This is a genomic window from Erwinia sp. INIA01 (assembly GCF_025947915.1).
In the GTDB taxonomy this organism is placed as follows: domain Bacteria; phylum Pseudomonadota; class Gammaproteobacteria; order Enterobacterales; family Enterobacteriaceae; genus Erwinia; species Erwinia coffeiphila.
In genome coordinates, this window is sequence record NZ_JAPDNC010000003.1 from 61,427 (window position 1) to 87,294 (window position 25,868).

Sequence of the window (25,868 nt, forward strand, 5' to 3'; positions counted from 1 at the left end):
AAACTATGGCTGACAATAAATTAAGCGTTACCGAACTGCACAAACGCTATGGTGAACATGAGGTGCTGAAGGGCGTATCGCTACAGGCCAATGCCGGCGATGTCATCAGTATTATCGGATCTTCCGGTTCGGGGAAAAGCACCTTCCTGCGCTGCATTAACTTCCTGGAGAAGCCAAGCGAAGGCACTATCTCGGTTAACAATGAAAATATTAATCTGGTGCGTGATAAAGACGGCCAGCTGAAAGTGTCCAATAAAGAGCAGCTGCGCACCCTGCGTACCCGCCTGACCATGGTGTTCCAGCACTTCAACCTCTGGAGCCACATGACGGTGCTGGAGAACGTGATGGAAGCGCCGATTCAGGTGCTGGGGCTGGGCAAAAGCGAAGCGCGCGAGCGGGCGATCCGCTATCTGGATAAGGTCGGCATTGACGAGCGTGCGCGTGCCAAATACCCGGTGCATCTCTCCGGCGGCCAGCAGCAGCGCGTATCCATTGCCCGTGCGCTGGCAATGGAGCCGGAGGTGCTGCTGTTTGATGAGCCGACCTCGGCGCTGGACCCGGAACTGGTGGGCGAAGTGCTGCGCATTATGCAGAAACTGGCCGAAGAGGGGAAAACCATGGTGGTGGTAACGCATGAGATGGAGTTTGCCCGTCATGTCTCCAGCCACGTGATTTTCCTGCATCAGGGTAAAATTGAAGAGGAAGGCGCGCCGGACGAGCTGTTTAATAACCCGAAAAGCGCCCGCCTGCAGCAGTTTTTATCCGGTGCACTGAAGTAACTGCCCGTAAGGGGAAGGCCGCGTAAGGCGTTCCCCTGCTAACCGCCTGTCATCTGCTTAACGACGTGTTGTTCACCGTGCAATCCTGCTCCGGCATGAAAAGCGGCGGGCAGGTTGACTGTACGATGCGTTTACTGACCTAAACCCGATGGCGATACGTCAGAGGGTTATTTTTTACTGTCGATCACATCAGCCAGTGCCTCATCTAACTCATACCAGCGGAAACGAAAGCCGGATGCCTCAAGGCGCTGCGGCAATACGTGCTGCCCGCCGAGCACCAGCACCGCGGATTCACCCATCAGCAGGCGGATTGCGCTGGCTGGCGTACGCACGATAGCAGGGCGGTGCATGGCTTCGCCCAGCGCGGCGGCAAACTGCTGATTGCGCACCGCATAGGGGGCGACCAGGTTAAACGGCCCGCTCAGCGTCGGATGCTCCAGCAGCCAGAGAATGCCGTTCAGCATGTCGTCGATATGGATCCACGGCAAAAACTGCTTGCCGCTGCCGAGCGGCCCGCCAACGCCCATCTTAAACGGTAGCTTCATCTTCTCCAGCGCACCACCGGAACGGCTCAGCACCACGCCGGTACGCAACAGGCAGACGCGAGTCCGCTCGCTCGCCGCCAGCATCGCCAGTTTTTCCCAAGTATCGCACAGGCGATGGGTGAACTCATCGTGGCCGGGATCGTCTTCGGTCACCACCAGCTCGCCGGTGTTCCCGTAAAAACCGGTGGCAGAGCCCGATATCAGCACGGCAGGCGGCGAACTGCTGGCAGAGATTAACGCGGCAAGCCGTTCGGTGATCTGCCAGCGGCTGCGGCACAGCAGCTGTTTTTGCGTCTCGCTCCAGCGTTTGGCGGCAATCGGCTCCCCGGCCAGATTAATCACCGCGTCAATGCCGTTGAGATCGCGCTGTTTCTCCAGCCCGGACCATAGCCGGACCTTCTCGCCGAGTTTTTTCCTTGCGCCAGCCACATCGCGGGTCACCACGCTGACCTCGTGACCAGCCTGAAGCAGACGGGCAACGAGCGGCTGGCCGATCAGCCCGGTGCCGCCGGTGAGCAGAATATGCATGCTGTTTATCCTTTTCAGTGGATCGCGGTTACGGTCACTTTCAGCATAGGTGAAGATAGCGTTGTCACCTGTGACAATGCGCACGGTGGCTGATAACAATGGATTTTTGGTTCATTTCGGGCAGGTAAACCGTACCGATGATTGCTGCCATTCTGATTTGCTATCTGACTCACACGAGATGTTTGCCTTCGGCCGAAAAACCAGCTAAACAGGTGTTTCAATCCGTAACCGTCGAAGGACGCCTGATGAGTCACCCGAATATTATTCTGTGGTCAGATGCTAACTATTTTAGTCCGTATGTGATGTCAGTTTACGTTGCGCTCAGTGAGAAAGGGCTGCCCTTTGCGCTGAAACGCATCGATCTCACGCGCGAAGAACACCATCAGCAGGCCTACGGTGAGATATCGCTTACGCGCCGCGTTCCGACACTTCAGGTTGATGATTTCATGCTCTCGAAATCCTCGGCGATCGCCGAATACCTTGAAGATCGCTTTCCTGCACCCGAATATGAACGCCTCTATCCGCGCGATCGAGAAAAACGCGCCAGAGCACGTGAGCTACAGGCCTGGCTGCGCAGCGATTTTATGCCCATTCGCCAGCAGCGCCCAACCGAAGTCCTGTTCGCCGGTGCGCGTCTGGCAACGCTGGACGAGGCCGGGCAGGCCAGTGCCGAAAGATTGATTGCCGCCGCCGAGCGTTTACTTCCTGCTGGTCAGCAGAATCTGTTTGGCGAATGGACTATTGCCGACACCGATTTTGCCGTGATGCTGAATCGCCTGGCGCTGCATGGTGATACGTTGCCGCAGCGGATTGCCGACTATGCAAACTTCCAGTGGCAGCGCGCCTCCGTGCAGCTGTGGCTGGCGGAATCAGCCAAACTGGCCTGAACTGAATGCGCACAAATGGATGATTGCGTCGCGGGGCGTTAATCATTAATTTAGGCGGATCGCGCTGCGCCGCGAATAATAATGACTAAACGGCGCAAAGCGCCAGAACAAAAAGGGATACGGATGGTGGAGCAAGAGCCAGGCACTGAGTGGGTCGATATCGTTAATGAAGATAACGAGGTCATCGCCCAATCCAGCCGAGCACAAATGCGTGCCCAGTGTTTACGACACCGGGCTACCTACATCGTGGTTCACGATGGCATGGGTAAAATTCTGGTACAGCGCCGTACCGAGATTAAAGACTTTATGCCAGGCATGCTGGACGCCACCGCAGGCGGCGTGGTGCAAAGTGGCGAAGTGATGCTGGAGTCTGCACGGCGCGAAGCGGAAGAGGAACTGGGAATCGCTGCCGTACCGTTTGCGGAGCATGGCCTGTTTTACTACGAAGATGAGCACTGCCGCGTCTGGGGTGGCCTGTTCAGCTGCGTGTCTCACGGCCCTTTCGCCATGCAGGAAGAGGAAGTGGATGAGATTTTCTGGATGACGCCGGAAGAGATTACCTCTCGCTGCGATGAATTCACCGCCGACTCGCTGAAAGCCCTGTCGCTGTGGCTGAGCCGTAACGGCGAAGGCGAGTAATCGCCGATTTTGTGGATAGCGGGGCGCAGCGCAGGCTGCGCCCCATTTCTTTTCCGCGCTAGCAGCTGTCGCGCAGGCACAGCCTGGGTGCCAGCGGCTTGCCTTCCCATGGTTCCTCTTCCAACCTTGCCAGAAGCGCTTTACCTGCGTTGATGCCGATCTGGAGATGGGGGATGGTGACGGTGGTCAGGGGCGGCTGGCAAACCTGGCTGACGTCGCTGTTGCCGTAGCCGACAACGGCTAAATCATCCGGCACCTTGATACGCCGCCGCTGGCACTCGTACATCACGCCGCAGGCCAGTTCGTCGGAAACACAGACCAGCGCATCCAGCTCCGGCCAGTTGAGGATAAACTCCGGCAGCTGCCGTGCCCCGGCGGAAAAACTGGCAGGCGTGGCAGCGTTGATGACCCGATGGGGCGACATATGATGGCGCAGCATTGCTTTATGCCAGCCGCGCAGGTGCTGCTGAAACAGGCGCTGCTCCTGGCTGGCGCACAGCAGCCCGATATTCTGATAGCCGCGCTCGGCCAGCAGACAGGTCAGCTGAAACATCCCTTCAACGTTATCAATACCGATATTCATATCCAGCGGATCGGTGCGAATTGAGCCGATTTCCATCACCGGTATGCGGGCGGAACTGAGCCACTGGCGCAGATTCGGGCCATGTTCAACGCTCAGCAGGATCACTGCGGCCAGGTTCCACGACAGCAGCGTCTCCAGCAGCGCTTCCTCATTTTCAAGGCGATGGTGCGACTCGGTAAGCATAATCTGGTAGCCCGCCGGTTGCAGAATCTGCTGCAACCCGGCAAACATCGTTGAGCATCCCGCTTCGGCCAGGCCGGGAACCACCATGGCGATGGTTCGCGAAGAGGCGGAAGCCAGAGCGCTGGCGGCAAGATTAGGCAGATAGCCCAGCTCATTGACCGCGGCTTCAATTTTTTCCCTGAGTTTGTCGGAAACTTGGTCGGGCGTGCGCAACGCGCGCGAAACGGTCATCGTTCCCACCCCGGCAAGATTGGCGACATCGGACAGCGTTACCCGCCCCGTACCGCGTCGTTTTCGATTGACTGACATGGCTTTTTCCGTTTTTGCGTCCATTTAGCTGTCAATTTACCAGTATCTGCAAAGAACATGTTAGTCGTCAGGTTATTGCTTTGGGGAAAAATCGGCTGACGGCATGCTCTTTATGATAGCGCTATCACAAATCCACGGAATAACTTTTGGTAGCGCTATCTTTGTGAGAATAGTCACGGATGATTATTTATCCGTTGATTACAGTTTGTTCACCCAGCGCAAAATGAAAACAGGAGGTGGCGTGTTAAATCACTGGTTGCACGATGGCACTATCCAGCTGGCTGATGAAATATCCGACTGGCAGCAGGCACTGCAATTATGTGCCGCACCCTTGCTGAAAGCAGGTGTGATTAATAGCGACTACGTTCCGGCTATTATTCGCGGTCATCAGCAAATTGGCCCTTATTATGTACTGGCACCTGGTCTGGCAATGCCACATGCTCGCCCGGAGGAAGGGGCCTGCGAAATGGGTCTGTCACTGCTTAAACTTCGGCGCGGCGTAAATTTTGGTGCAGGAGAATTTGACCCGGTGAATGTCATTGTGATGCTGGCGGCGAAAGACAGTCATTCGCATATTGCGATGTTATCCAGCCTCAGCGAGTTATTTTCTAATGACAGGGCGCTGGAAAACCTGCACCGCGCCATAACGCTGGAGGAAATTAAAAAAGTTATCGCTCCGTTCTGAATGATTTCGAAAAATAATGACGCTGTGCTTTTATCGGCATGGTTCCGTTCGACTGTAAATAAGGTGGCGTTATGAGAATCATGGCCGTATGCGGTTCAGGTCTTGGCAGCAGCTTTATGGTTGAAATGAATATCAAAAAAGTGCTGAAGAAACTCAATATTGAAGCGGAGGTAGAGCACTCTGACCTCTCATCGGCAACGCCGGGTGCGGCGGATCTGTTTGTCATGGCACGAGATATTGCGGAAAGCGCCAATGTGCCCCCGGACAGGCTGGTGGTGTTGAAAAGTATTATCGACATGACGGAGCTGGAAACAAAACTCAAGGAATATTTCTCTTCCCATTAATCCTTCGAAGCGAGGCGGATATGATTATCCAGGAAACGCTGAAGTTTGTGGTAGATATATTAAAAGTTCCCTCTGTACTGGTGGGGCTGATCGCCATGATTGGCCTGATTGCTCAAAAAAAACCTTTTACTGACGTGGTAAAAGGCACAGTAAAAACCATACTCGGCTTTATCGTTCTGGGCGGTGGTGCTACCGTGCTGGTCAGCTCGCTCAATCCCTTAGGGGGAATGTTTGAGCACGCATTTAATATTCAGGGAATTATTCCTAATAACGAAGCGATAGTCTCAATTGCCTTAGAGAAATACGGGGCCTCTACCGCGCTGATTATGGCATTTGGCATGGTGGCGAATATCATTGTTGCCCGATTCACCCGCCTTAAATATATCTTCCTGACCGGGCATCATACGTTTTATATGGCCTGCATGATTGCGGTTATTCTCAGCGTTGCGGGCTTTGATGGCGTGCTGCTGGTATTTACCGGCGCGCTGACGCTGGGGCTGATAATGGCGATTTTCCCGGCCATCGCTCAGCGCTATATGCGGCAGATCACCGGTAATGATGATATCGGTTTCGGCCATTTCGGCACGATTGGTTATGTGCTGGCGGGCTGGATCGGCAGTAAAACCGGTAAAAGCTCGCGCTCTACCGAAGAGATGAACCTGCCGAAAAATCTGAGCTTCCTGCGCGACAGTTCCATCTCTATCTCCCTGACCATGATCGTTATTTATATGATTATGGCCTTCTGCGCCGGGAGTGAATACGTTGAATCGCAGCTCAGCGGCGGCCAGAACTTCCTGGTGTACGCCATCATCCAGGCCATCACCTTCGCCGCCGGGGTGTTTATCATCCTGCAGGGCGTGAGGCTGATTCTGGCCGAGATCGTCCCCGCGTTTACCGGCTTCTCGGAAAAACTGGTGCCGAACGCGCGTCCCGCCCTCGACTGCCCGGTGGTTTACCCTTATGCGCCGAACGCGGTGCTGATTGGCTTCCTGTTTAGCTTCCTCGGCGGACTGGTGGGGCTGTTCCTGCTGGGCCAGCTGAAGCTGGTGCTGATCCTGCCCGGCGTGGTGCCGCACTTCTTTACCGGTGCTACCGCAGGCGTCTTTGGCAATGCCACCGGCGGCCGACGCGGTGCGATGTGTGGGGCATTTGCCAACGGCCTGCTGATCACCTTCCTGCCGGTACTGCTGCTGCCGGTGCTGGGGGCGCTCGGCTTTGCCAATACCACCTTCTCGGATGCCGACTTCGGCGTGGTGGGCATCATCCTGGGGAACCTGGCGCAGTATCTGTCGAAAGAGATGATTACCGTGGTGATTGTCGGCATCTTCGCGCTGCTGGTGCTGCATAACCTGTTCCGCAAACCCAAACCGGCTGACGATAGCAGCAAAAATGATTCGGAGGTTAATCCATGAATACCCGAGAACTGACGCAGTTAGCGAACGATATCCGCGTGGAAACCCTGAAGGCGCTGACCCATCTTGGCTTCGGCCACTACGGCGGCAGCATGTCGGTGGTGGAAACCCTGGCGGTACTCTACGGCGATGTGATGCGCATCGATCCGGGCGATCCGGACTGGTCTGAACGCGACTACTTTGTACTGTCGAAGGGGCATGCCGGGCCTGCGCTTTACAGTACGCTGGCGATCAAAGGTTATTTCCCCCGGGAGCAGCTGACCACGCTAAATGCGAACGGTACGCTGCTGCCCAGCCATCCGGACCGGCTAAAAACGCGCGGCGTGGATGCGACGACCGGTTCGCTGGGGCAGGGGATCTCGATTGCCGCCGGGATGGCGCTTTCCCACAGGCTGGCGGGGCGCAGCAATCGCGTGTTTTGCATCGTCGGCGACGGAGAGCTGAATGAGGGGCAGTGCTGGGAAGCGTTTCAGTTTATCGCTCACCACAAGCTGAACAATCTGACCGTGCTGGTGGACTGGAATAAGCAGCAGCTGGACGGCACGCTCGATGAAGTGATTCAGCCGTTCGACCTGGCGAAAAAATTCACCGCCTTTGGTTTTGAGGCGCAGACCGTACCCGGTGCCGATATCCCCGCGCTGTATGGCGCGCTGAAACCGGTCAGGGAGGCGCAGCAGCGGCCGCTGGCTATCGTTCTCGACAGTATTAAAGGGCAGGGGGTGCCGTGGCTTGAACAGTTAAGTAACAGCCACCATCTGCGCCTGACGCCGGAGCAGCGGCAGGCTATTGACGCTGAAATTGCTGCCCTGGAGGCCGCCCATGACTGAAACAACTGCTGTAACGCTTGAGCGTGATACCACTGAAATGCGTAAAGTTTACGCCAACTTCATTCGTGAGCTGGTTTCCGCCGGAACGCCGGTGATTGCGCTGGAAGCCGATCTGATGAGTTCGATGGCGATGGACGGCGTGCAGCGGGACTGGCCGCAGCACGTTATCAACTGCGGCATTATGGAGGCTAACGTGATTGGCGTTTCTGCCGGTCTGTCGCTGACCGGGCGCACGCCGTTTGTGCATACTTTTACCGCTTTTGCCAGCCGCCGCTGCTTCGATCAGCTGTTTATGGCACTCGATTATCAAAAGAACAACGTTAAGGTTATCGCCTCCGATGCAGGGGTGACGGCCTGCCACAACGGCGGCACGCATATGTCGTTTGAAGATATGGGCATTGTGCGCGGCCTGGCAAACTCGGTAGTGATGGAGGTCACCGATGCGACGATGTTCCGCGATATTTTGCAGCAGCTGGCGACGCTGCGCGGTTTTTACTGGGTTCGCACTATCCGCAAGCAGGCGGCAAAAATCTATCCGGAGGGCACGCGTTTTACCATTGGCAAAGGCAATGTACTGCGCGACGGCAGTGATATTACGCTTATCGCCAACGGCATCATGGTGGCTGAAGCGCTGGTAGCCGCCGATCGGCTGGCGGAGCAGGGCGTAAGCGCGGCGGTGATCGATATGTTTACCCTTAAGCCGATCGACCGCATGCTGGTTAAAAACTATGCGGAGAAAACCGGACGGATCGTGACCTGTGAGAATCACAGTATTCATAACGGGCTGGGGTCGGCGGTGGCGGAGGTGCTGGTGGAAAGTTGTCCGGTGCCGATGCGTCGTGTTGGGGTGAAGGAGCGCTATGGTCAGGTGGGAACGCAGGAGTGGCTTCAGCAGGAGTATGGGTTGACGGCGGATGAGATTGTGGCTGCGGCACGTGAATTGCTGTAGGGGGGATTCTGGATCGAAATTTTTTTGTTGCGAGCCAGGAGCCAGGAACTGGGAGCCTGCGATGCAGGAGTTCGTGCTGGCTGGTGGCTGCCCCGTCTGGCCGGTCCTCGCGCCACGCGTTGCGTGGTGCCCTCACTGCGTTCGTCAGCCTCTCGGACCGGCTCAGACGGCACATCCGTGTGCCGACCGAGCCTTGTGCCCGCGTCCTGCGGGCACATCCTGGCTTCCTTTCTTCGTTCAGCGCTGCGGATTGCCAGCCGTGGCAGCCACCAGCCAGCACCGTTATTACAGAGCTGTCTGGCGGTGATTCAGGGTCTGTTCAGCGTTTGATTTGCAGTCTGGACGATTCGCCTTTCAAAGAAAAGCGACATCTGTCGATTGAAGGGGGAACAGCCCGGGCGGGGGATTAAAGGCAATCCGCAGCGCTGAGGTGAAAGCAGCAGGCCAGGAGACGCCAGCCGGGAAGCGGGCGTCAGGCGGGGTCGGTACAGGGATGTACCGTCTCCGCCGGTCCGACAGGCCGGATGCTGTAACCGAGGGAACCACGCATCGCGTGGCGCGAGGACCGCCGACAAACCCCCGCCCAGGCTGGGCACCCATTCCCAGAAGCAGCCGCAACCTCCAGAAACCGAAGCCCTCAGAAACTACAGTCGTAATATCCAGAAATCTCATCCGCAACATCCAGCCCCTTGCCACCGGCCATAAAAAAAGCCGCTATCCCGAAAGATAGCGACTTTAATCGATCAGCATCAGGCCGTAAGACCTGCTACTGCATCAGAGCTTAAATCAACCTTCAGCCTGCTTGGACTGAATCGCCGTCAGCGCGATGGTGTAGACAATATCATCCACCAGCGCACCGCGAGACAGGTCGTTCACCGGCTTACGCATACCCTGCAGCATTGGACCGATGGAAATCAGATCCGCAGAACGCTGTACCGCTTTGTACGTGGTATTACCGGTGTTCAGATCCGGAAAGATAAACACCGTAGCACGGCCGGCAACCGGAGAGTTTGGTGCCTTAGACTTGGCGACATCGTCCATGATCGCGGCGTCATACTGCAGCGGACCATCGATAACCAGATCCGGACGTTTTTCCTGCGCGATGCGGGTCGCTTCACGCACTTTCTCAACGTCGCTACCGGCACCGGAGTTACCGGTAGAGTAGGAGATCATCGCAACGCGTGGCTCAATACCGAAGGCAGTCGCGGAATCCGCTGACTGAATGGCGATCTCTGCCAGCTGCTCCGGGTTCGGGTCCGGGTTAATGGCGCAGTCGCCGTAAACCAGAACCTGCTCAGGCAGCAGCATAAAGAACACGGAAGATACCAGCGAGCTGTTCGGTGCCGTTTTGATCAGCTGCAACGGTGGACGAATGGTGTTTGCCGTAGTGTGCACCGCACCGGATACCAGACCGTCAACTTCACTGGCTTCCAGCATCATGGTGCCCAGCATCACGTTGTCTTCCAGCTGCTCCTGCGCGACCACTTCGGTCATGCCTTTGCTCTTACGCAGTTCAACCAGGCGGGCAACGTAGTTTTCACGCACCACTGCCGGGTCAACAATCTCAATGCCTTTGCCCAGCTCAACGCCCTGTGCAGCCGCAACGCGCTGGATCTCTTCCGGGTTACCCAGAAGAATACAGGTAGCGATGCCGCGTTCGGCACAGATAGCTGCCGCTTTCACGGTACGCGGCTCGTCGCCTTCCGGCAGAACGATACGCTTACCGGCTTTACGTGCCAGCTCGGTCAGCTGGTAGCGGAAGGCTGGCGGAGACAGACGACGGCTGCGCTCGGAAGCCGCAGTCAGCGACTCGACCCACTCGGCGTCGATATGGCTGGCAACGTATTCCTGCACGCGCTCAATGCGCTGAGTATCGTCGGCGGGCACTTCCAGGTTGAAGCTCTGCAGGCTCAGAGAAGTCTGCCAGGTGTTGGTATCCACCATAAATACCGGCAGGCCGGTCTGGAATGCGCGCTCGCACAGTTTCTGGATCGGCGCGTCGATTGCATAACCACCGGTCAGCAGGATCGCACCAATTTCCACGCCGTTCATGGCGGCCAGGCAGGCAGCAACCAGCACGTCAGGACGGTCTGCGGAGGTCACCAGCAGCGAGCCAGGGCGGAAATGCTCAAGCATATGCGGCAGGCTACGTGCGCAGAAGGTCACTGACTTAATACGACGGGTCTGAATATCACCTTCGTTGATGATACGTGCATTCAGGTGGCGGCTCATGTCGATGGCGCGGGTGGCAATCAGATCGAAGCTCCACGGCACGCAGCCCAGAACCGGCAGCGGGCTGTTGGCAAACAGCTGCTTCGGATCGATGTTGGCGACGTTAGCCTTGGTGGAATCATCAAAGATTTCGGACAGATCCGGGCGGGTGCGGCCCTGCTCATCCACCGGTGCGTTCAGTTTGTTGATGATCACGCCGATAATGCTTTTATTCTTGCTGCCGCCGAAGCTGCTTTGAGTCAGCTCAATGCGCTCTTTCAGCTGTGCCGGAGAATCGTTGCCCAGCGCAGTGACGAACACAATTTCGGCATTCAGCGTTTTAGCAATTTCATAGTTCAGCGACTGCGCGAACTGATGCTTGCGCGTTGGCACCAGACCTTCCACCAGCACCACTTCCGCATCGCGGGTGTTTTCGTGGTAGCGGGCGATGATCTCTTCCATCAGCACGTCCTGCTGGTTGGAACCCAGCAGAGACTCCACGCGGCTCATTGCCAGCGGCTCAGCGGCCGGGATGCTGGAGTTTTTGCGGATGATGGTCGTGGTCTGATCCGGCGCATTGCCGCCGGTACGCGGCTGAGCGATCGGTTTAAACACGCTCAGACGAACGCCTTTACGTTCCATAGCACGAATTACGCCCAGGCTGACGCTGGTCAGGCCGACGCTGGTGCCGGTAGGGATTAACATAATAGTACGAGACACGATAACCTCTCTAATAGCCTGCATTTATCCGTCTGCATCAGTACCGATGGCATCTTTGCAGCGCAAACCAGGGCTATATCGTTACTTCTGCTCTCTGAAAACAACTCCGTCAGCCTGAGCTGACGGAGATTAGTAAATTAAGCGGTCAGGCGGGCTGCGTCCTGCGCGATAACCAACTCTTCATTGGTTGGGATCACGATGGCCGGACGGGTGCCTTCTTTGTTGATGAAACCTGATTTGCCGAAGCGGGCAGCCAGGTTACGCTCGTGGTCAACTTCGAAGCCCAGCAGCGCCAGTTTGCCCAGCGACAGTTCACGGACCATCGCCGCGTTTTCACCGATACCGCCGGTGAAGATAACCGCATCCAGGCGGCCATCCATCAGCGCCGCGTAGGCACCGATATACTTGGCCAGACGGTGGCAGTATACGTCCATCGCACGTTTTGCATCGGCTTTGGTTTCGTAGTTATCTTCAACATAGCGGCAGTCGCTGGTCACTTCGGTCAGGCCCAGCAGGCCAGACTCTTTGGTCAGCAGCTTGTTGATGGCGTCAACGTTCATGCCCAGTGTGTCGTGCAGGAAGAAGACCACAGCCGGGTCGATGTCACCACTGCGGGTGCCCATCACCAGGCCTTCCAGCGGGGTCAGGCCCATAGAGGTGTCAACGCAAATGCCGTTGCGGATAGCTGAAACGGAACCGCCGTTGCCGAGGTGGCAGGTGATAATGTTAACGTCTTCAACCGGCTTGTTCAGAACTTTTGCCGCTTCCTGAGTCACATAGTAGTGGCTGGTGCCGTGTGCGCCGTAGCGACGAACGCCGTGTTCTTTATACAGTTTGTACGGCAGAGCGTAGAGGTAAGACTCTTCCGGCATGGTCTGATGGAAAGCGGTATCGAAAACGGCTACGTTTTTATCAGCCAGATGCGGGAAGTTTTTCAGCGCTTCATCAATACCGATCAGGTGTGCCGGGTTGTGCAGCGGCGCAAAATCAGAAGCGTCTTTGATGCCCTGGATAACAGAATCGTCAATCAGCACGGATTGGGTCAGTTTCTCGCCGCCGTGAACGATACGGTGACCGATTGCCGCGATTTGTGCTGAAAGTTCTGGTTTTTGTGCCAGAATAGTTTTAACCATGAAGTTTAGTGCTTCACTGTGCGCCGCGCCGGCACCCAGAGCCGCTTCCTGTTTAGCGCCGTCCAGTTTCCATTTGATACGGGCTTCCGGCAGGTGGAAGCATTCAGCTAAACCTGACAGGAATTCGTCACCGTTTGCCGGATCGATGATGGCAAACTTAAGGGAAGAACTACCGCAGTTCAGAACCAGTACTAACTTACTCGACATGGAAGGTCCTATTTATCAAAAGTGGCGAAATAAAAGTCAAACAGACTATCAGCGTAGCGCATGAAAGCTGGTACATTAATGACACATGTCATACTGACGAGAACTTTACAGATATCGGCAGTAAAAAATTTTGGATATTTTACGGGATTTTTTTAAATCCTGTTCGATCTTTCATGGCCCGACCAGTTTTTGACCGCAGTTACCCGCTGTCCAGGGTCGAAAACGCGCTCAGGATACCCAGAGTGGCCCATAAAGACAAAATATTTTGAATAATGTCATGTAAAGTTGGTGTATTGCGGTTTTTTTTTAATTTTTATCTCTGAAGTTGAGGTCCGCTATGGCGAATGAATCCGGCTCCGTAGGTTGGTTCAAGCTGTTCCAAAATGGGCAGCATTATATGAAAACCTGGCCTGTCGATAAGCGCCTTGCGCCGGTGTTTCCTGAAAACAGGGTTACGCGCGCCACGCGTTTTGCAATTGCATTTATGCCGCCGCTGGCGGTGTTCACGTTGACCTGGCAAATCGCGCTGGGCGGCCAGCTTGGTCCCGCGGTTGCTACTGCGCTATTTGCTTGTAGCCTGCCGATGCAGGGACTGTGGTGGCTGGGTAAGCGTTCCATCACGCCGCTGCCGCCGACATTATTAACTTGGTTCCATGATGTGCGTGAAAAGTTACAGGCGGCGGGGCAGGCGATTGCTCCGGTGGAAGGCAAGCCGACCTATCAGTCGCTGGCCGACGTGCTGAAGCGCGCGTTCAAGCAGCTGGATAAAACTTTCCTCGACGATCTCTGATCTGTCACGATTGTTCATCGATTAACACGTTACGTTATTCCTTAGCGGGTTTTCATCTGGAAACCCGTTTTGCATCAAAGAAGCTCCCCACGCGGCTGTGAGATCCTTATCCACAACTTAATTTCCGCAACCAGGGAGCCCCCGATGGACATGACCCCAGCCCAACGTTTAATTCTTTCCAATCAGTACCAGATTATGGCCATGCTTGATGCCGAAAATGCTGCGCACTATCAGCGCTGCCAGACCATCATCAAGCGCGGCTATGGTTTGCAGATGCGAGAGCTGGATAGCGAACTCAGTCAGCTACCCGAAGCTGAATGCCGCACGCTGCTGGCAATGATGGAGATGCACCACGCGCTGCATATATCCTGGAGTAATCTGAAAGATGCGCAGGATATCGATCCGCGCAGGCTGCAATTTCTCGGCTTCGACGGCAACAGCGAAGGACGTTACCTTGGCTACACGCGCTTTATGGTCGAGCGTGAAGGGCGCTATACGCATTTTCCTGCCGGCAGTCACCGGTTTGATGCGCAGGTTCCGATGTGGGAAAAGTATCAACGAATGCTTGCTGTATGGCACAATTGTCCGCGACAGTATCATTTGAGTGCGAACGAAATCGCACAAATTATTAACGCCTGATGAGGACGTCGCAGTGAAGTGTAAAGGTTTTCTGTTCGATCTGGATGGCACGCTGGTAGATTCCCTGACGGTTGTGGAGCGGGCCTGGAGTAACTGGGGGCGTCGTCGGGGGATTGATACCGAAGAGATCCTGGCTTTTATCCACGGCAAGCAGGCCACCACCTCACTGCGTCACTTTATGCAAGGTGCCTCGGCTGAAGAGGTTCAGCAGGAGTTTCTGGCCCTTGAGCGCCTGGAAGCTGAGGACACGGACGGCATTGTGGCTTTGCCGGGGGCATTATCCCTGCTGGCAACGCTGGATGAGCTGGAGATCCCCTGGGCGATCGTGACCTCCGGTTCTGTGCCGGTGGCCAGCGCCCGCCATGGCGCAACCGGGCTGCCGGAACCGCATGCATTTGTCACCGCTGAGCGCGTGGAACGCGGAAAGCCGGAGCCGGATGCCTATCTGCTGGGTGCGCATCTGTTGGGCCTGGAACCGGAAGAGTGCGTGGTGGTGGAAGATGCCGCTGCGGGTATTCTTTCCGGTCTGGCGGCAGGCTGCCACGTGGTGGCGGTTAACACGCCTGCCGATGCGCCGCGCCTTAGTGAAGTGGATATGGCGCTGACCTCGCTGGAAGAGCTGATCGTACACCGCGATCCTGACGGGACGGTGAATGTCCATCGTAAGCACTAATCCCTTGATTTAACCCCGCTATTGCGGGGTTTTTTTATGTCATGCTGTTGGCAACTATAGCTGCCTGACGGGAATCTGCCGTGAACAATCAACTGCTCTGGGTACTTTGCCTGCTGGCTTTTGTGGTGATGCTTTTTATTACCGGCAAGCTGCGTATGGAAGTCGTTGCGCTGCTGGTCATTATTGCCTTTGTGCTGAGCGGCACGCTGACGCTGCAGGAGGCGACACTCGGCTTTAGCGATCCTAACGTGATCCTTATTGCCGCGCTGTTTGTGGTCGGTGAAGGGTTGGTGCGCACCGGCGTGGCGCTGCAGCTGGGCGAGTGGCTGATTAAAGTGGCCGGAAACAGTGAGAGCCGCGTGGTGGTGCTGCTGATGCTAACCGTCGCCGGGCTGGGTGCGGTAATGAGCTCGACCGGTGTGGTCGCGATTTTTATTCCGGTGGTGTTGAGCGTCGCCGTCAAAATCAACAGCTCCCCCGGTCGCCTGATGATGCCGTTAAGCTTCGCCGGATTGATCAGCGGGATGATGACGCTGGTCGCCACGCCGCCCAACCTGGTGGTTAACAGTGAGCTGGTGCGCGAAGGGCTGAACGGTTTCGGCTTTTTCGCCGTTACGCCGATTGGGCTGGTGGTGCTGCTGTTGGGCATTGGTTATATGCTGCTGGCGCGTTTCTGGCTGGTGACGCCGACCGCCGCCGACCGCCCGGGGCAGGCGCGGCGTACCTTCCGCGAACTGATCCATCAATACCGGTTAAGCGGCCGTGCCCGTCGTCTGGCTATTCGCCCGGATTCTCCACTGATTGGTCATCGACTGGACGATTTACAGCTGCGAGAGCGCTTCGGTGCCAGCGTGGTGGGACTGGAGCGCTGGCGTAAATTCCGTCGGGTAATGGTGCCGGTAACCGGCACCACCGAGTTTCGCAGCGGTGATGTGCTGCTGATTGATATGTCTGCCGCTGAGATCGATCTGCGCGAGTTTTGCAGCAGTCAGCAGCTGGAACCCATGGTGCTGCGCGGTGAATACTTTTCCGATCGCGCCCGCGACGTTGGCATGGCCGAAGTATCACTGCTTGCCGACTCACCGCTACAAGGCAAAAGTCTGAGGGAAATCGCTTTTCGTTCGCGTTACGGCATCAGCGTAGTGGGGATGCGGCGCGGCAGCGAAGTGCTGGAAAACGCCTTTACGGATGAGCCGCTGGCGCTGGGCGATATTCTGCTGGTGATGGGCGACTGGAAAAAGATTGCCCAGATTCAGCAGCAGACCCAGCGCGATTTTATGGTGCTGAACCTGCCTGCCGAGGTGGATGAGGTCGCACCGGCCAGCAGTCAGGCTCCGCATGCGCTGTTCTGCCTGGCGTTAATGGTGGCGATGATGCTGACCGAGGAGATCCCCAATCCTATTGCTGCGATCATTGCCTGCCTGTTAATGGGGAAGTTTCGCTGTATTAACGCGGAAAGCGCGTGGCGGTCGATTCTCTGGCCGGGGCTGATTCTGATTGTCGGGATGATGCCTTTTGCGCTGGCGCTGCAAAAGACCGGCGGCGTGGCGCTAATCGTTGACGGGTTGATGCAGCTGGCGGGTGGGCACAGTCCGCAGGTGATGCTGGTCTGTCTGTTTGTACTCTGCGCCACCATCGGGCTGTTTATTTCCAATACCGCTACGGCGGTGCTGATGGCACCGATTGGCGTGGCGGCCGCGCATCAGATGGGCGTGTCGCCTTATCCGTTTACTATGGCGGTGGCCGTAGCGGCATCGGCGGCGTTTATGACGCCGGTGTCTTCGCCGGTGAATACGCTGGTATGTGCGCCGGGCGGATATCGGTTCTTTGATTTTGTGAAGGTTGGGGTGCCGTTTACGCTGATTGTGATGGTGGTTAGCGTGCTGTTGATTCCACGGCTGTTCCCGTTCTGATTCTTTGCTGCTGGCCCCTCTCCCACATAGTGCTCGCTGGTTGTTAAGTTAAGTTTTAATGGCTTCAAAGTCCGATCGTGTTTTTTTAAAAGTCGACACCAGAATTCAACATCAAACGTGTGGCCTGTCCGCCATGGGAATCTGTAATTCATAACGCAGTAAGACAGCCCCAGTTCGGCTGTAGGGACGCGGACGAACACAGTGAAAGAATCGCAAAGGGAGCCAGATCCCGGCCGAACGCTGCGCGGAAGCGTCACGCTGAAGCTCTGATAATCCAGGGCGAGGCATCTGCCTCGCCCTGAATCCGCCACTGTCCTTTCCTGCCCGTACTGATTTCTTGCCAAATCCCCCCGACGTAAAAAAACTGCCGATTTAACAGAAAATTTATCCTCCGTATTCGTTTTATTAACCAGAGACCCGAATTCCCGGGGATGCCGTAGGGATTTATGTAATGAGGTTGGTTAGACATGGCAACGCCAGTGACGTTTGATGATGCGCAGCGCGCCGGTACAACGAGCTGGCTGACGGGCAGCCTGCTGGCGTTAGGCCTGCATATTGGTGCTGCTGTGTGGCTGATGTGGATGCCGCCGATTACCGCCGCCGATAATACCCCGCCTGCGGCGATTATGATCGAGATGGCGGATACCGCCCAGGCGGTGCTGACCGAACGGAACGATATCTCACCGGAAAGCCAGAATTCACAGGCCAGCGAAGAGAAGGTGAAAGAAGAGACACAGAGCGATGCCGCCGCTGCGCCTGCCGTCGATCCCTTGAAGCAGCCGGAAAAAGAGCCGGAGAAAGCGGTTCCCGAAGCCGAAAAACCGGATATCGCTCTGCGAGCCGCTCAGGGCGCGAAAACGAAAAAAGACCAAAAGGGCAAATCCCAGCAGGAAAAACAAAAAAAGCAGAAGCAGCAGCAGGCTCAGCATCAGCAGCAGGTTTCAGCAAAGCAGGCGGTTCAGGCTCAGGTGCAAACGCAGCAGGCCGAGCGCACCGCCGCGCAGAAAACCAACGCCAGCAGTTCGGTTTCCACGCCTCAGGAGGCAAGCTGGGCTGGGCGAGTGATGGCGCACCTGGAAAAGCGCAAGCGCTATCCTGAAGCGGCGCAGGAGCGTGGCGATACCGGCACCGTGCTGGTGCGATTCACCATTGATGATGACGGCAATGTGCTGAGCGCTTCGCTGGCGAGGAGTTCGGGCGTCGCCGAGCTGGATCGTGAGGTGCTGTCGCTGGTTAAACGCGCCTCTCCGGTGCCTGCGCCGCCCCCCGGAGCGCAGAAAACACTGACTGCGCCGGTAGCGTTTTTCCCTAAACGGGGCTGAGATAGCCTGAAGGTAGCCCCGGCCCCGTTGGGCGCTGCTTCACTCTTTACAGCGACTCCTGGCTGATTTCATCCAGAGACAGGCTAAAGCTGGGGATAAACACCTCAACAAAATAGTCCATTTCCGGGCTGTGGCGCTGGGAGAGGGTTTTCTCCAGTCGGGCTTTCGCCAGCAGGAATTCGTTATTGCCCGCCGACAGCTCTTCCAGGCATTTCAGATAGGCGCAAAGCGCATCTGCCTGTTTAACAATCGCCGTTTCCGCCTCGCTGTGCTGGTGCTCGTCAATCAGTGGAGCCCAGGCTGAGCGCAATTCTTCCGGCAGCATTTCAATCAGCTTCTTCTGCGCGATCTTCTCAATTTTTTTGTATTCATGGGCAATCTGCGCGTTGTAGTACTTTACCGGCGTGGGCAGATCGCCAGTCAGCACTTCGCTGGCGTCGTGATACATCGCCATCAGAGCGATACGGCCGGGGTCGAGATTGCCGTTAAATTTTTTGTTTTTAATCACCGCCAGCGCATGGGCAACCATCGCCACCTGCAGACTGTGTTCCGACACGTTTTCAGTGCGTACGTTACGCATTAACGGCCAGCGGTTAATCAGTTTCAGACGGGAGAGGTGGGCAAAAAAGTGGCTTTGATTCATCAGGTCTTTCCGTTTGCCCGGATAGCTACGCTGCCGCTATCCGGGACTGATATCTGAAGAGATGTGACTTACTGGTGGTAGCCGCCCAGGAAGCGGCCAAACTTGGTGATGGCCATTTCAAGATCGTCTACGCGCGGCAGGGTAACGATGCGCACATGGTCTGGCCACGGCCAGTTAAAGGCGCTGCCCTGCACCAGCAGGACTTTTTCCTGCAGCAGGAAATCGAGAACCATCTTCTGATCATCGTGGATATTGAATTTTTTCGCGTCGATTTTCGGGAACATATACAGCGCGCCTTCCGGCTTCACGCAGCTGACGCCGGGAATGTCGTTGATCAGCTCCCAGGCCCGATTACGCTGTTCATACAGACGGCCACCCGGCTGAATAAACTCGCTGATGCTCTGATAGCCGCCCAGCGCGGTCTGAATGGCGTGCTGTGCCGGAACGTTGGCGCACAGGCGCATCGACGCCAGCATTTCCAGGCCTTCAATATAGCCTTTTGCGTGCTTCTTCGGCCCGTTCAGTACCATCCAGCCCTGACGGAAACCGGCAACGCGGTAGGTTTTTGACAGGCCGTTAAAGGTAATGGTCAGCAGGTCCGGTGCCAGCGCGGCAATCGAGTGATGACGGGCGGCATCGTAAAGAATCTTGTCGTAAATTTCGTCAGCAAAAATAATCAGGTTGTGCTGGCGGGCGATCTCAACCACTTCCAGCAGCAGTGCTTTGCTGTATACCGCACCCGTCGGGTTGTTCGGGTTGATGATCACAATGCCGCGGGTGCGCGGGGTGATTTTGCTGCGAATATCGTCAAGGTCCGGGAACCAGCCTGCGGATTCGTCACAGAGGTAATGCACGGCCTTACCGCTGGACAGGGACACGGCAGCGGTCCACAGCGGGTAATCCGGGGCCGGAACCAGCATTTCGTCACCGCTGTTCAGCAGCGCCTGCATTGACTGAACGATCAGTTCTGATACGCCGTTACCAATATAGATATCTTCAACGGTCGTATCACGAACGCCCAAAGCCTGATAATGCTGCATGATGGCTTTACGCGCGGAATACAGGCCTTTGGAGTCGCAGTAGCCCTGTGCGCTGGGCAGATTACGGATCACATCGACCAGAATTTCGTCCGGGGCTTCAAAGCCGAAAGGGGCAGGGTTACCGATGTTAAGCTTGAGAACTTTATTACCTTCTTCTTCGAGGCGCTTGGCTTCTTTCAACACCGGGCCGCGAATGTCATAACACACATTATCCAGTTTGCTGGATTTATCAATTTGGGTCATCTCGGTCACCTTGACTTGCAGGAGGGTTTTCCTGCCGTGGAAAACTAAACGTTACACAATGTACTCCTCTCCTTAATGCTTTTGAAGGGTAGCCACGGGGTTTGGCGCGTTAATCGCGCTTTTTTCATGCGGCTCACACGACAGCGCGGAGGTTGTACAGTTTGTAGTGTTAAATACTGTAAAACTGATAATAATCATTACTTACAACTGAAAATGCTCTTGCAATGCTAAATGTAGATTCTCCTTTTGAAAGAAAAATGTTGGGAGATGTTGCACAATTCATTAACGAAAAGTGGATTGATGATTGATGAAACAGTCAAAATAAAATTATCATTTGAGCGATTTTTAGTCGCCTGCGCCTGCTGCACCAGGCTGAATCGTTTGCCGGGGAGTTGTACCCGTCAAAAGATTGAATGAGTCCGATTCTTATAACGAAGTTTGATTTTAGTATATGCAAGTCTCATTGGAGTGCTGTTGCTGATAAAATCTTACTTTAGAGATAAGAATAATCGCATTTAGGCTTAAAAAGTAGGCGACAGTATGTCAGGATAACTTTCAGGAGACTTTACGCCGGTTTGCAGAGGTCTTCTGGTAATAAAAAAATGGTTTTTATACCCTGAAAGGGTAAGGAATGCTTAATATTCCTCCGGCATTGATGCTAAATGATTGCCACAGACTTTCCAGTTTGAATCTGCACTGTTAGATCCAAAAACGCGCGCATTTTTACCTAAAGTTTGTCGGAGTCAGCGGGGATCCAGTATCTGATTACCGCTTATGGGTTAGTACAGTGTGCAATCGTGATTAATCAGAGTCGGACACCTTTTTACCGCTTGCGTTGCGCACCGCCTGAGCCGATCGGAGTGTCGTGCAGGGTCTTACAGTGAGAGTTTAAGTCATACTTCAGCCGGGAGTACCGGTTCCCGCTGATGGAATTATGCATTGATTATCGACTTATCTTTTTGATAAGAAAGTAATAACACCAGGGTAGCTGTTCGTAAAAAACTTATAAAGTGAAGAAAAACATGACTAGTGCAAATCGTCCGATACTTAATCTCGACCTCGATCTGCTGAGAACTTTTGTAGCCGTAGCCGATCTGAATACTTTTGCCGCTGCTGCTGCTGCTGTGTGCAGAACCCAGTCAGCAGTTAGCCAGCAGATGCAGCGTCTGGAACAACTGGTTGGCAAAGAACTCTTTGCCAGGCATGGACGTAACAAGTTGCTGACTGAACATGGTATTCAGCTGTTGGGCTATGCGCGTAAAATCCTGCGCTTTAATGATGAAGCCTGCACGTCTCTTATGTACAGCAATGTTCAGGGCGTCCTGACTATCGGCGCATCTGACGACACATCCGATACCATTTTACCGTTCCTGTTAAACCGTGTGACGTCGGTTTATCCGAAGCTGGCCATCGACGTACGCGTGAAACGTAACCCGTTTATGATGGAAATGCTGAATCAGGGCGAGGTTGATCTGGTTGTGACGACCTCCAGCCCGATGAACTTTGCCTGGCAGGTACTGCGTACGTCGCCAACGCTGTGGTACTGCGCTGCAGATTACATCTTCCAGCGCGGAGAGGCTATTCCTCTGGTCCTGCTGGATGAACCAAGCCCTTATCGTGATATGGCGATTGATCACCTTAACGAAGCCGGTATTCCATGGCGTATCTCCTATGTTGCTTCTACGCTGGCTGCGGTTCGTGCTGCGGTGAAAGCCGGTCTTGGCGTGACCGCTCGCCCGGTAGAAATGATGAGCCCGGAGCTGCGCGTTATGGGTGCTGCGGAAGGCTTGCCGGTTCTGCCGGATACTGAATATCTGCTGTGCCGCAACCCGGATAGCGACAACGAGCTGGCACTGGCGATCTTCAATGCCATGGAGTCCAGCAACGATCCTTATGCTCTGGTCAACGCAAATCCTGACGGTACCGCGCTGCTGGATGAGGATGAGTAATCTGTCAGATTAAACGCTGATGTTTATCATTTTCATAGCTAAATTGTAATAAATTAATGAATAACAGCCTTTCAGTGTTTTTTTAACCTGAAAGGCTTTTTTTTGTCATTTTAACGTCATCTAAATGCGCTTTCTTCATCAGAAAAAAGTGTTCCTGCTGCCCTTGTCCATAACGCCTTTAAACCGCTCACGCCATTGCTGGAGACGCCAGTATCATTCGTGCGATGAATTGATTTTGCACAATCCTTGCTGACCAAAATTTGGCCATAAAACACAGAAGTGTGTCCTCGATCAAAAAAATAACCCTATTAAGGGGCAGGAAAATATGATTATTCCTGCCAAAATAGAGATTGTTAAATACGCGATCCGAACATGGTTTTAGCTGCTACATTTTTATCAGGTCCTACCACTGACACGATTTAGCTTATTTTATGAGCATTAATTGTTAAAATAATGTTGCATCTGTAAATTAGCATGCGGATACTTTTGTCAAAGTTGACAAAAGGTTATTGAAAGGAGTAAAAAACCCCATAAAATAGCTGCCTAATCAAAAGAGGCAGTAAAATTTATAAGGTTTTTTATTTTTCCCTTGAATCGTTGTGGTGTGTTAACTGCCAGAGATTAGAGCAGGACGCGAAACACCACTTTTGGTGAGTAAGCAAGAGTATGTCAACAACCACAGAAGTCGTCGCCCATCACTGGGCATTCGCTGTTTTTCTGATCGTTTCAGTCGGTCTGTGTTGCCTGATGTTGGCCGGAGCGTGGTTCCTGGGCGGAAAAGGCCGGGGAAGGTACAAAAACACGCCTTTTGAGTCAGGAGCTCCTTCCGTCGGTAGCGCAAAACTGCGCCTGTCTGCCAAATTCTATCTGGTAGCAATGTTCTTCGTAATCTTCGACGTTGAAGCCCTCTATCTCTACGCATGGTCGACAGCGATTCGCGAAAGCGGATGGGTCGGTTTTGTGGAAGCCGCCATTTTCATCTTGGTATTGCTTGCTGGTCTGGTTTATCTGGTTCGCATCGGCGCGCTGGACTGGGCTCCTGCCCGCCGTCGCTTTGACGTGAAGCCAACCACCATCTCGCACTCCAACCGTAATACGCAGTAACAGCGAGGCAAATAGACATGGACTATACGCTCACCCGCATAGACCCGAACGGTGAGAATGACCGTTACCCCCTGCAAAAACAGGAGATCGTCTCCGATCCCCTGGAAAAGCACGTTCATCAAAACGTCTACATGGGCAAGTTAGAACACGCCATGCATGACCTGGTGAACTGGGGACGCAAGAACTCCCTCTGGCCGTTTAACTTCGGTCTTTCCTGTTGCTATGTCGAAATGACCACGTCGTTTACTTCGGTACACGACGTGGCGCGTTTTGGCTCGGAAGTTATTCGTGCTTCGCCTCGCCAGGCCGACTTCATGGTGGTTGCAGGAACCTGCTTTACCAAAATGGCACCCGTTATTCAGCGCCTGTACGACCAGATGCTGGAACCTAAGTGGGTGATTTGCATGGGAGCCTGTGCCAACTCAGGTGGCATGTACGACATCTATTCCGTGGTTCAGGGCGTTGATAAGTTCCTGCCGGTCGATGTGTATATTCCAGGCTGCCCGCCGCGCCCTGAAGCCTATATGCAGGCGCTGCTGCTGCTGCAGGAATCGATTGGTAAAGAGCGCCGTCCGCTGTCGTGGGTGGTCGGCGATCAGGGTGTGTATCGCGCCAATATGCAATCCGAGCGCGAGCGTAAACACGCTGAGCGTATCGCGGTAACAAACCTGCGCAGCCCTGACGAGATTTAAGCCAGGCAGTTTATGGATGAGGTCAGCAACAGCACAACAAGACTACAAAGCAACGTGCGCCGACCCGCCTTACGCCAACACTGAGTGCCTGTCGGACAGGCCAGAATGGTGAACAACTTATGACAGACTTAACCACGCAAGATCTCGCACAGCCTTTATGGCAAACCCGCGACCACCTGGATGACCCGGTGATCGGCGAGCTGCGTAACCGTTTTGGGCCAGATGCCTTTACCGTACAACCAACCCGTACCGGGATCCCGGTTGTCTGGGTGAAACGTGAGCAGTTGTTAGAAGTAATTGAGTACCTGCGCAAGCTGCCTAAACCCTATGTCATGCTGTATGACCTGCATGGTATGGATGAGCGTCTGCGTACCCACCGTGCCGGTTTACCGGCGGCGGATTTTTCCGTTTTCTATCACTTCATCTCCATTGAACGTAATCGCGACATTATGCTCAAGGTGGCGTTGTCTGAAAACGATCTGAATGTGCCGACCATCACCAAAATTTTTGCCAATGCCAACTGGTATGAGCGTGAGACCTGGGAGATGTTCGGGATTAATATCGTGGGCCACCCGCACCTGACGCGCATTATGATGCCGCAGAGTTGGGAAGGGCACCCGCTGCGTAAAGACTATCCGGCCCGTGCGACCGAATTCGATCCCTTTGAGCTGACCAAGCAAAAAGAAGATCTGGAAATGGAAAACATGACCTTCAAGCCGGAAGACTGGGGCATGAAGCGTGGGACCAATAATGAGGACTATATGTTCCTCAACCTGGGCCCTAACCACCCGTCTGCGCACGGTGCGTTCCGTATCATCCTGCAGCTGGACGGCGAAGAGATCGTCGACTGCGTGCCGGATATCGGCTACCACCATCGCGGTGCTGAGAAGATGGGCGAGCGTCAGTCATGGCACAGCTACATCCCTTACACCGACCGCATCGAGTACCTTGGCGGCTGCGTTAACGAAATGCCGTACGTACTGGCAGTAGAAAAACTGGCCGGAATAAAAGTGCCGGAGCGCGTGGAAGTGATTCGCGTCATGCTGTCAGAACTGTTCCGTATTAACAGCCACCTGCTGTACATCTCTACTTTTATTCAGGACGTCGGCGCTATGTCTCCGGTGTTCTTTGCCTTTACCGACCGCCAGAAAATTTATGACGTTGTGGAAGCGATCACCGGCTTCCGTATGCATCCGGCCTGGTTCCGCATCGGCGGCGTGGCGCATGATCTGCCGAACGGCTGGGAACGCCTGCTGCGTGAGTTCCTCGACTGGCTGCCAAAACGTCTGAAAGCCTACGAACAGACTGCGTTAAAAAATACCGTCCTGATTGGCCGTGCCAAAGGCGTTTCTGCCTATAACATGGAAGAAGCGCTGACCTGGGGCACCACCGGTGCGGGTCTGCGTGGAACCGGTCTGGACTTTGACGTGCGTAAATGGCGCCCTTACTCCGGCTACGAAAACTTTGATTTCGAAGTGCCAATTGGTGGGGGTGTGAGCTGTGCTTACACCCGCGTGATGCTCAAAATGGAAGAGATGCGCCAGAGTATGCGTATCCTGGAACAGTGCCTGAAAAACATGCCTGCCGGTCCATTTAAAGCCGACCATCCGCTGACGACGCCACCGCCTAAAGAGCGCACGCTGCAGCATATCGAAACCCTGATCACGCACTTCCTGCAGGTTTCCTGGGGGCCAATTATGCCTGCCAACGAATCCTTCCAGATGATTGAAGCGACGAAGGGGATTAACAGTTACTACCTGACCAGTGATGGCAGCACGATGAGCTACCGCACACGCGTGCGCACGCCGAGCTTCCCGCACCTGCAGCAGATCCCTTCGGTGATCAACGGCAGCCTGGTATCCGACCTGATCGTATACCTCGGTAGTATCGATTTTGTTATGTCAGACGTGGACCGCTAA

General features: G+C 54.8%; 22 protein-coding genes and 1 pseudogene. 17 read left to right on the plus strand and 6 right to left on the minus strand.

The window, feature by feature from the left end:
- Positions 1-5 precede the first annotated feature (5 nt).
- Positions 6-779, plus strand: a complete 774-nt coding sequence (gene hisP / locus OMR58_RS05935; protein ID WP_105591250.1) for a histidine ABC transporter ATP-binding protein HisP — start codon at positions 6-8, stop codon at positions 777-779.
- Between the two features lie 167 nt (positions 780-946).
- On the opposite strand, the gene OMR58_RS05940 is transcribed toward hisP, so the two are convergent.
- Positions 947-1,852 carry a TIGR01777 family oxidoreductase gene (locus OMR58_RS05940; RefSeq protein ID WP_200562927.1) on the minus strand — a complete coding sequence of 302 codons (906 nt, stop codon included), beginning with the start codon at positions 1,850-1,852 and terminating at the stop codon, positions 947-949.
- 245 nt (positions 1,853-2,097) lie between these two features.
- Between OMR58_RS05940 and yfcF the strand changes: the two genes are divergently transcribed.
- Positions 2,098-2,739 carry a glutathione transferase gene (yfcF, locus tag OMR58_RS05945; RefSeq protein ID WP_264545454.1) on the plus strand — a complete coding sequence of 214 codons (642 nt, stop codon included), beginning with the start codon at positions 2,098-2,100 and terminating at the stop codon, positions 2,737-2,739.
- A 123-nt stretch (positions 2,740-2,862) separates the two neighbouring features.
- Complete coding sequence (yfcD, locus tag OMR58_RS05950) at positions 2,863-3,378, plus strand: NUDIX hydrolase YfcD (RefSeq protein ID WP_105591252.1); 516 nt, start codon at positions 2,863-2,865, stop codon at positions 3,376-3,378.
- Positions 3,379-3,436: 58 nt separating this feature from the next.
- Here the strand turns inward: yfcD and OMR58_RS05955 are convergent, their stop codons facing one another.
- The gene (locus tag OMR58_RS05955; protein WP_264545455.1) at positions 3,437-4,453 is read right to left on the minus strand and encodes a LacI family DNA-binding transcriptional regulator; all 1,017 of its coding nucleotides are present in this window, start codon (positions 4,451-4,453) and stop codon (positions 3,437-3,439) included.
- Positions 4,454-4,694: 241 nt separating this feature from the next.
- On the opposite strand from OMR58_RS05955, the gene OMR58_RS05960 reads away from it, so the two are divergent.
- The 5 genes from OMR58_RS05960 to OMR58_RS05980 all read left to right on the plus strand — a co-directional run bounded on the left by OMR58_RS05960 (position 4,695) and on the right by OMR58_RS05980 (position 8,670).
- Complete coding sequence (locus OMR58_RS05960; protein WP_264545645.1) at positions 4,695-5,138, plus strand: PTS sugar transporter subunit IIA; 444 nt, start codon at positions 4,695-4,697, stop codon at positions 5,136-5,138.
- A 71-nt stretch (positions 5,139-5,209) separates the two neighbouring features.
- Positions 5,210-5,482: a PTS sugar transporter subunit IIB gene (locus OMR58_RS05965; protein ID WP_105591255.1), complete on the plus strand. Its 273-nt coding sequence runs from the start codon at positions 5,210-5,212 to the stop codon at positions 5,480-5,482.
- Positions 5,483-5,502: 20 nt separating this feature from the next.
- Positions 5,503-6,894: a PTS ascorbate transporter subunit IIC gene (locus tag OMR58_RS05970; protein ID WP_264545456.1), complete on the plus strand. Its 1,392-nt coding sequence runs from the start codon at positions 5,503-5,505 to the stop codon at positions 6,892-6,894.
- The gene (locus tag OMR58_RS05975) at positions 6,891-7,721 is read left to right on the plus strand and encodes a transketolase (protein WP_264545457.1); all 831 of its coding nucleotides are present in this window, start codon (positions 6,891-6,893) and stop codon (positions 7,719-7,721) included. The genes OMR58_RS05970 and OMR58_RS05975 overlap by 4 nt, the downstream gene beginning before the upstream one ends.
- Positions 7,714-8,670 (plus strand): transketolase family protein, encoded by a 957-nt coding sequence (locus tag OMR58_RS05980; protein ID WP_264545458.1) that lies wholly within the window; start codon positions 7,714-7,716, stop codon positions 8,668-8,670. The genes OMR58_RS05975 and OMR58_RS05980 overlap by 8 nt, the downstream gene beginning before the upstream one ends.
- Before the next feature lie 786 nt (positions 8,671-9,456).
- Here OMR58_RS05980 and pta read toward each other — a convergent pair.
- Positions 9,457-11,601, minus strand: coding sequence for a phosphate acetyltransferase (pta, locus tag OMR58_RS05985; protein ID WP_105591616.1), 2,145 nt, complete (start codon positions 11,599-11,601; stop codon positions 9,457-9,459).
- 137 nt (positions 11,602-11,738) lie between these two features.
- Positions 11,739-12,941 (minus strand): acetate kinase, encoded by a 1,203-nt coding sequence (ackA, locus tag OMR58_RS05990; protein ID WP_200561200.1) that lies wholly within the window; start codon positions 12,939-12,941, stop codon positions 11,739-11,741.
- Positions 12,942-13,278: 337 nt separating this feature from the next.
- Here ackA and yfbV point away from each other — a divergent pair, with 337 nt between their 5' ends.
- The 5 genes from yfbV (at position 13,279) to OMR58_RS06015 (ending at position 18,278) form a co-directional block, all read left to right on the plus strand.
- The gene (gene yfbV, locus OMR58_RS05995; protein WP_105591260.1) at positions 13,279-13,731 is read left to right on the plus strand and encodes a terminus macrodomain insulation protein YfbV; all 453 of its coding nucleotides are present in this window, start codon (positions 13,279-13,281) and stop codon (positions 13,729-13,731) included.
- Between the two features lie 144 nt (positions 13,732-13,875).
- Positions 13,876-14,370, plus strand: coding sequence for a YfbU family protein (locus OMR58_RS06000; protein ID WP_264545459.1), 495 nt, complete (start codon positions 13,876-13,878; stop codon positions 14,368-14,370).
- Positions 14,371-14,383: 13 nt separating this feature from the next.
- Positions 14,384-15,043, plus strand: coding sequence for a sugar phosphatase (locus tag OMR58_RS06005; protein WP_264545460.1), 660 nt, complete (start codon positions 14,384-14,386; stop codon positions 15,041-15,043).
- Positions 15,044-15,123: 80 nt separating this feature from the next.
- Positions 15,124-16,956 (plus strand): SLC13 family permease, encoded by a 1,833-nt coding sequence (locus OMR58_RS06010; RefSeq protein WP_264545461.1) that lies wholly within the window; start codon positions 15,124-15,126, stop codon positions 16,954-16,956.
- 467 nt (positions 16,957-17,423) lie between these two features.
- Complete coding sequence (locus tag OMR58_RS06015) at positions 17,424-18,278, plus strand: cell envelope integrity protein TolA (protein ID WP_264545462.1); 855 nt, start codon at positions 17,424-17,426, stop codon at positions 18,276-18,278.
- A 46-nt stretch (positions 18,279-18,324) separates the two neighbouring features.
- Here OMR58_RS06015 and yfbR read toward each other — a convergent pair whose 3' ends face one another.
- Positions 18,325-18,921 carry a 5'-deoxynucleotidase gene (gene yfbR, locus OMR58_RS06020; RefSeq protein ID WP_105591267.1) on the minus strand — a complete coding sequence of 199 codons (597 nt, stop codon included), beginning with the start codon at positions 18,919-18,921 and terminating at the stop codon, positions 18,325-18,327.
- 68 nt (positions 18,922-18,989) lie between these two features.
- The gene (locus OMR58_RS06025) at positions 18,990-20,204 is read right to left on the minus strand and encodes a pyridoxal phosphate-dependent aminotransferase (protein ID WP_264545463.1); all 1,215 of its coding nucleotides are present in this window, start codon (positions 20,202-20,204) and stop codon (positions 18,990-18,992) included.
- 1,022 nt (positions 20,205-21,226) lie between these two features.
- On the opposite strand from OMR58_RS06025, the gene lrhA reads away from it, so the two are divergent.
- The 4 genes and pseudogenes from lrhA (at position 21,227) to nuoC (ending at position 25,868) form a co-directional block, all read left to right on the plus strand.
- Positions 21,227-22,153 (plus strand): transcriptional regulator LrhA, encoded by a 927-nt coding sequence (lrhA, locus tag OMR58_RS06030; RefSeq protein ID WP_105591269.1) that lies wholly within the window; start codon positions 21,227-21,229, stop codon positions 22,151-22,153.
- A gap of 666 nt (positions 22,154-22,819) precedes the next feature.
- Positions 22,820-23,257: an NADH-quinone oxidoreductase subunit A gene (locus tag OMR58_RS06035; RefSeq protein ID WP_105591270.1), complete on the plus strand. Its 438-nt coding sequence runs from the start codon at positions 22,820-22,822 to the stop codon at positions 23,255-23,257.
- 17 nt (positions 23,258-23,274) lie between these two features.
- Positions 23,275-23,949, plus strand: a complete 675-nt coding sequence (locus OMR58_RS06040) for a NuoB/complex I 20 kDa subunit family protein (RefSeq protein WP_105591271.1) — start codon at positions 23,275-23,277, stop codon at positions 23,947-23,949.
- A gap of 105 nt (positions 23,950-24,054) precedes the next feature.
- Positions 24,055-25,868 (plus strand): annotated as a pseudogene (gene nuoC / locus OMR58_RS06045) (NADH-quinone oxidoreductase subunit C/D).

Excerpts from the sequence above, each read along its gene's own strand:
- yfcF (WP_264545454.1), top strand. The coding sequence starts at position 2,098 with ATGAGTCACCCGAATATTATTCTGTGGTCAGATGCTAACTATTTTAGT.
- OMR58_RS05940 (WP_200562927.1), bottom strand. The coding sequence starts at position 1,852 with ATGCATATTCTGCTCACCGGCGGCACCGGGCTGATCGGCCAGCCGCTC.
- lrhA (WP_105591269.1), top strand. The coding sequence starts at position 21,227 with ATGACTAGTGCAAATCGTCCGATACTTAATCTCGACCTCGATCTGCTG.
- OMR58_RS06040 (WP_105591271.1), top strand. The coding sequence starts at position 23,275 with ATGGACTATACGCTCACCCGCATAGACCCGAACGGTGAGAATGACCGT.
- OMR58_RS06000 (WP_264545459.1), top strand. The coding sequence starts at position 13,876 with ATGGACATGACCCCAGCCCAACGTTTAATTCTTTCCAATCAGTACCAG.
- OMR58_RS05955 (WP_264545455.1), bottom strand. The coding sequence starts at position 4,453 with ATGTCAGTCAATCGAAAACGACGCGGTACGGGGCGGGTAACGCTGTCC.
- OMR58_RS05970 (WP_264545456.1), top strand. The coding sequence starts at position 5,503 with ATGATTATCCAGGAAACGCTGAAGTTTGTGGTAGATATATTAAAAGTT.
- OMR58_RS05980 (WP_264545458.1), top strand. The coding sequence starts at position 7,714 with ATGACTGAAACAACTGCTGTAACGCTTGAGCGTGATACCACTGAAATG.
- yfbR (WP_105591267.1), bottom strand. The coding sequence starts at position 18,921 with ATGAATCAAAGCCACTTTTTTGCCCACCTCTCCCGTCTGAAACTGATT.
- hisP (WP_105591250.1), top strand. The coding sequence starts at position 6 with ATGGCTGACAATAAATTAAGCGTTACCGAACTGCACAAACGCTATGGT.
- OMR58_RS06015 (WP_264545462.1), top strand. The coding sequence starts at position 17,424 with ATGGCAACGCCAGTGACGTTTGATGATGCGCAGCGCGCCGGTACAACG.
- ackA (WP_200561200.1), bottom strand. The coding sequence starts at position 12,941 with ATGTCGAGTAAGTTAGTACTGGTTCTGAACTGCGGTAGTTCTTCCCTT.
- OMR58_RS05975 (WP_264545457.1), top strand. The coding sequence starts at position 6,891 with ATGAATACCCGAGAACTGACGCAGTTAGCGAACGATATCCGCGTGGAA.
- yfbV (WP_105591260.1), top strand. The coding sequence starts at position 13,279 with ATGGCGAATGAATCCGGCTCCGTAGGTTGGTTCAAGCTGTTCCAAAAT.
- OMR58_RS06035 (WP_105591270.1), top strand. The coding sequence starts at position 22,820 with ATGTCAACAACCACAGAAGTCGTCGCCCATCACTGGGCATTCGCTGTT.
- OMR58_RS05965 (WP_105591255.1), top strand. The coding sequence starts at position 5,210 with ATGAGAATCATGGCCGTATGCGGTTCAGGTCTTGGCAGCAGCTTTATG.
- OMR58_RS06025 (WP_264545463.1), bottom strand. The coding sequence starts at position 20,204 with ATGACCCAAATTGATAAATCCAGCAAACTGGATAATGTGTGTTATGAC.
- yfcD (WP_105591252.1), top strand. The coding sequence starts at position 2,863 with ATGGTGGAGCAAGAGCCAGGCACTGAGTGGGTCGATATCGTTAATGAA.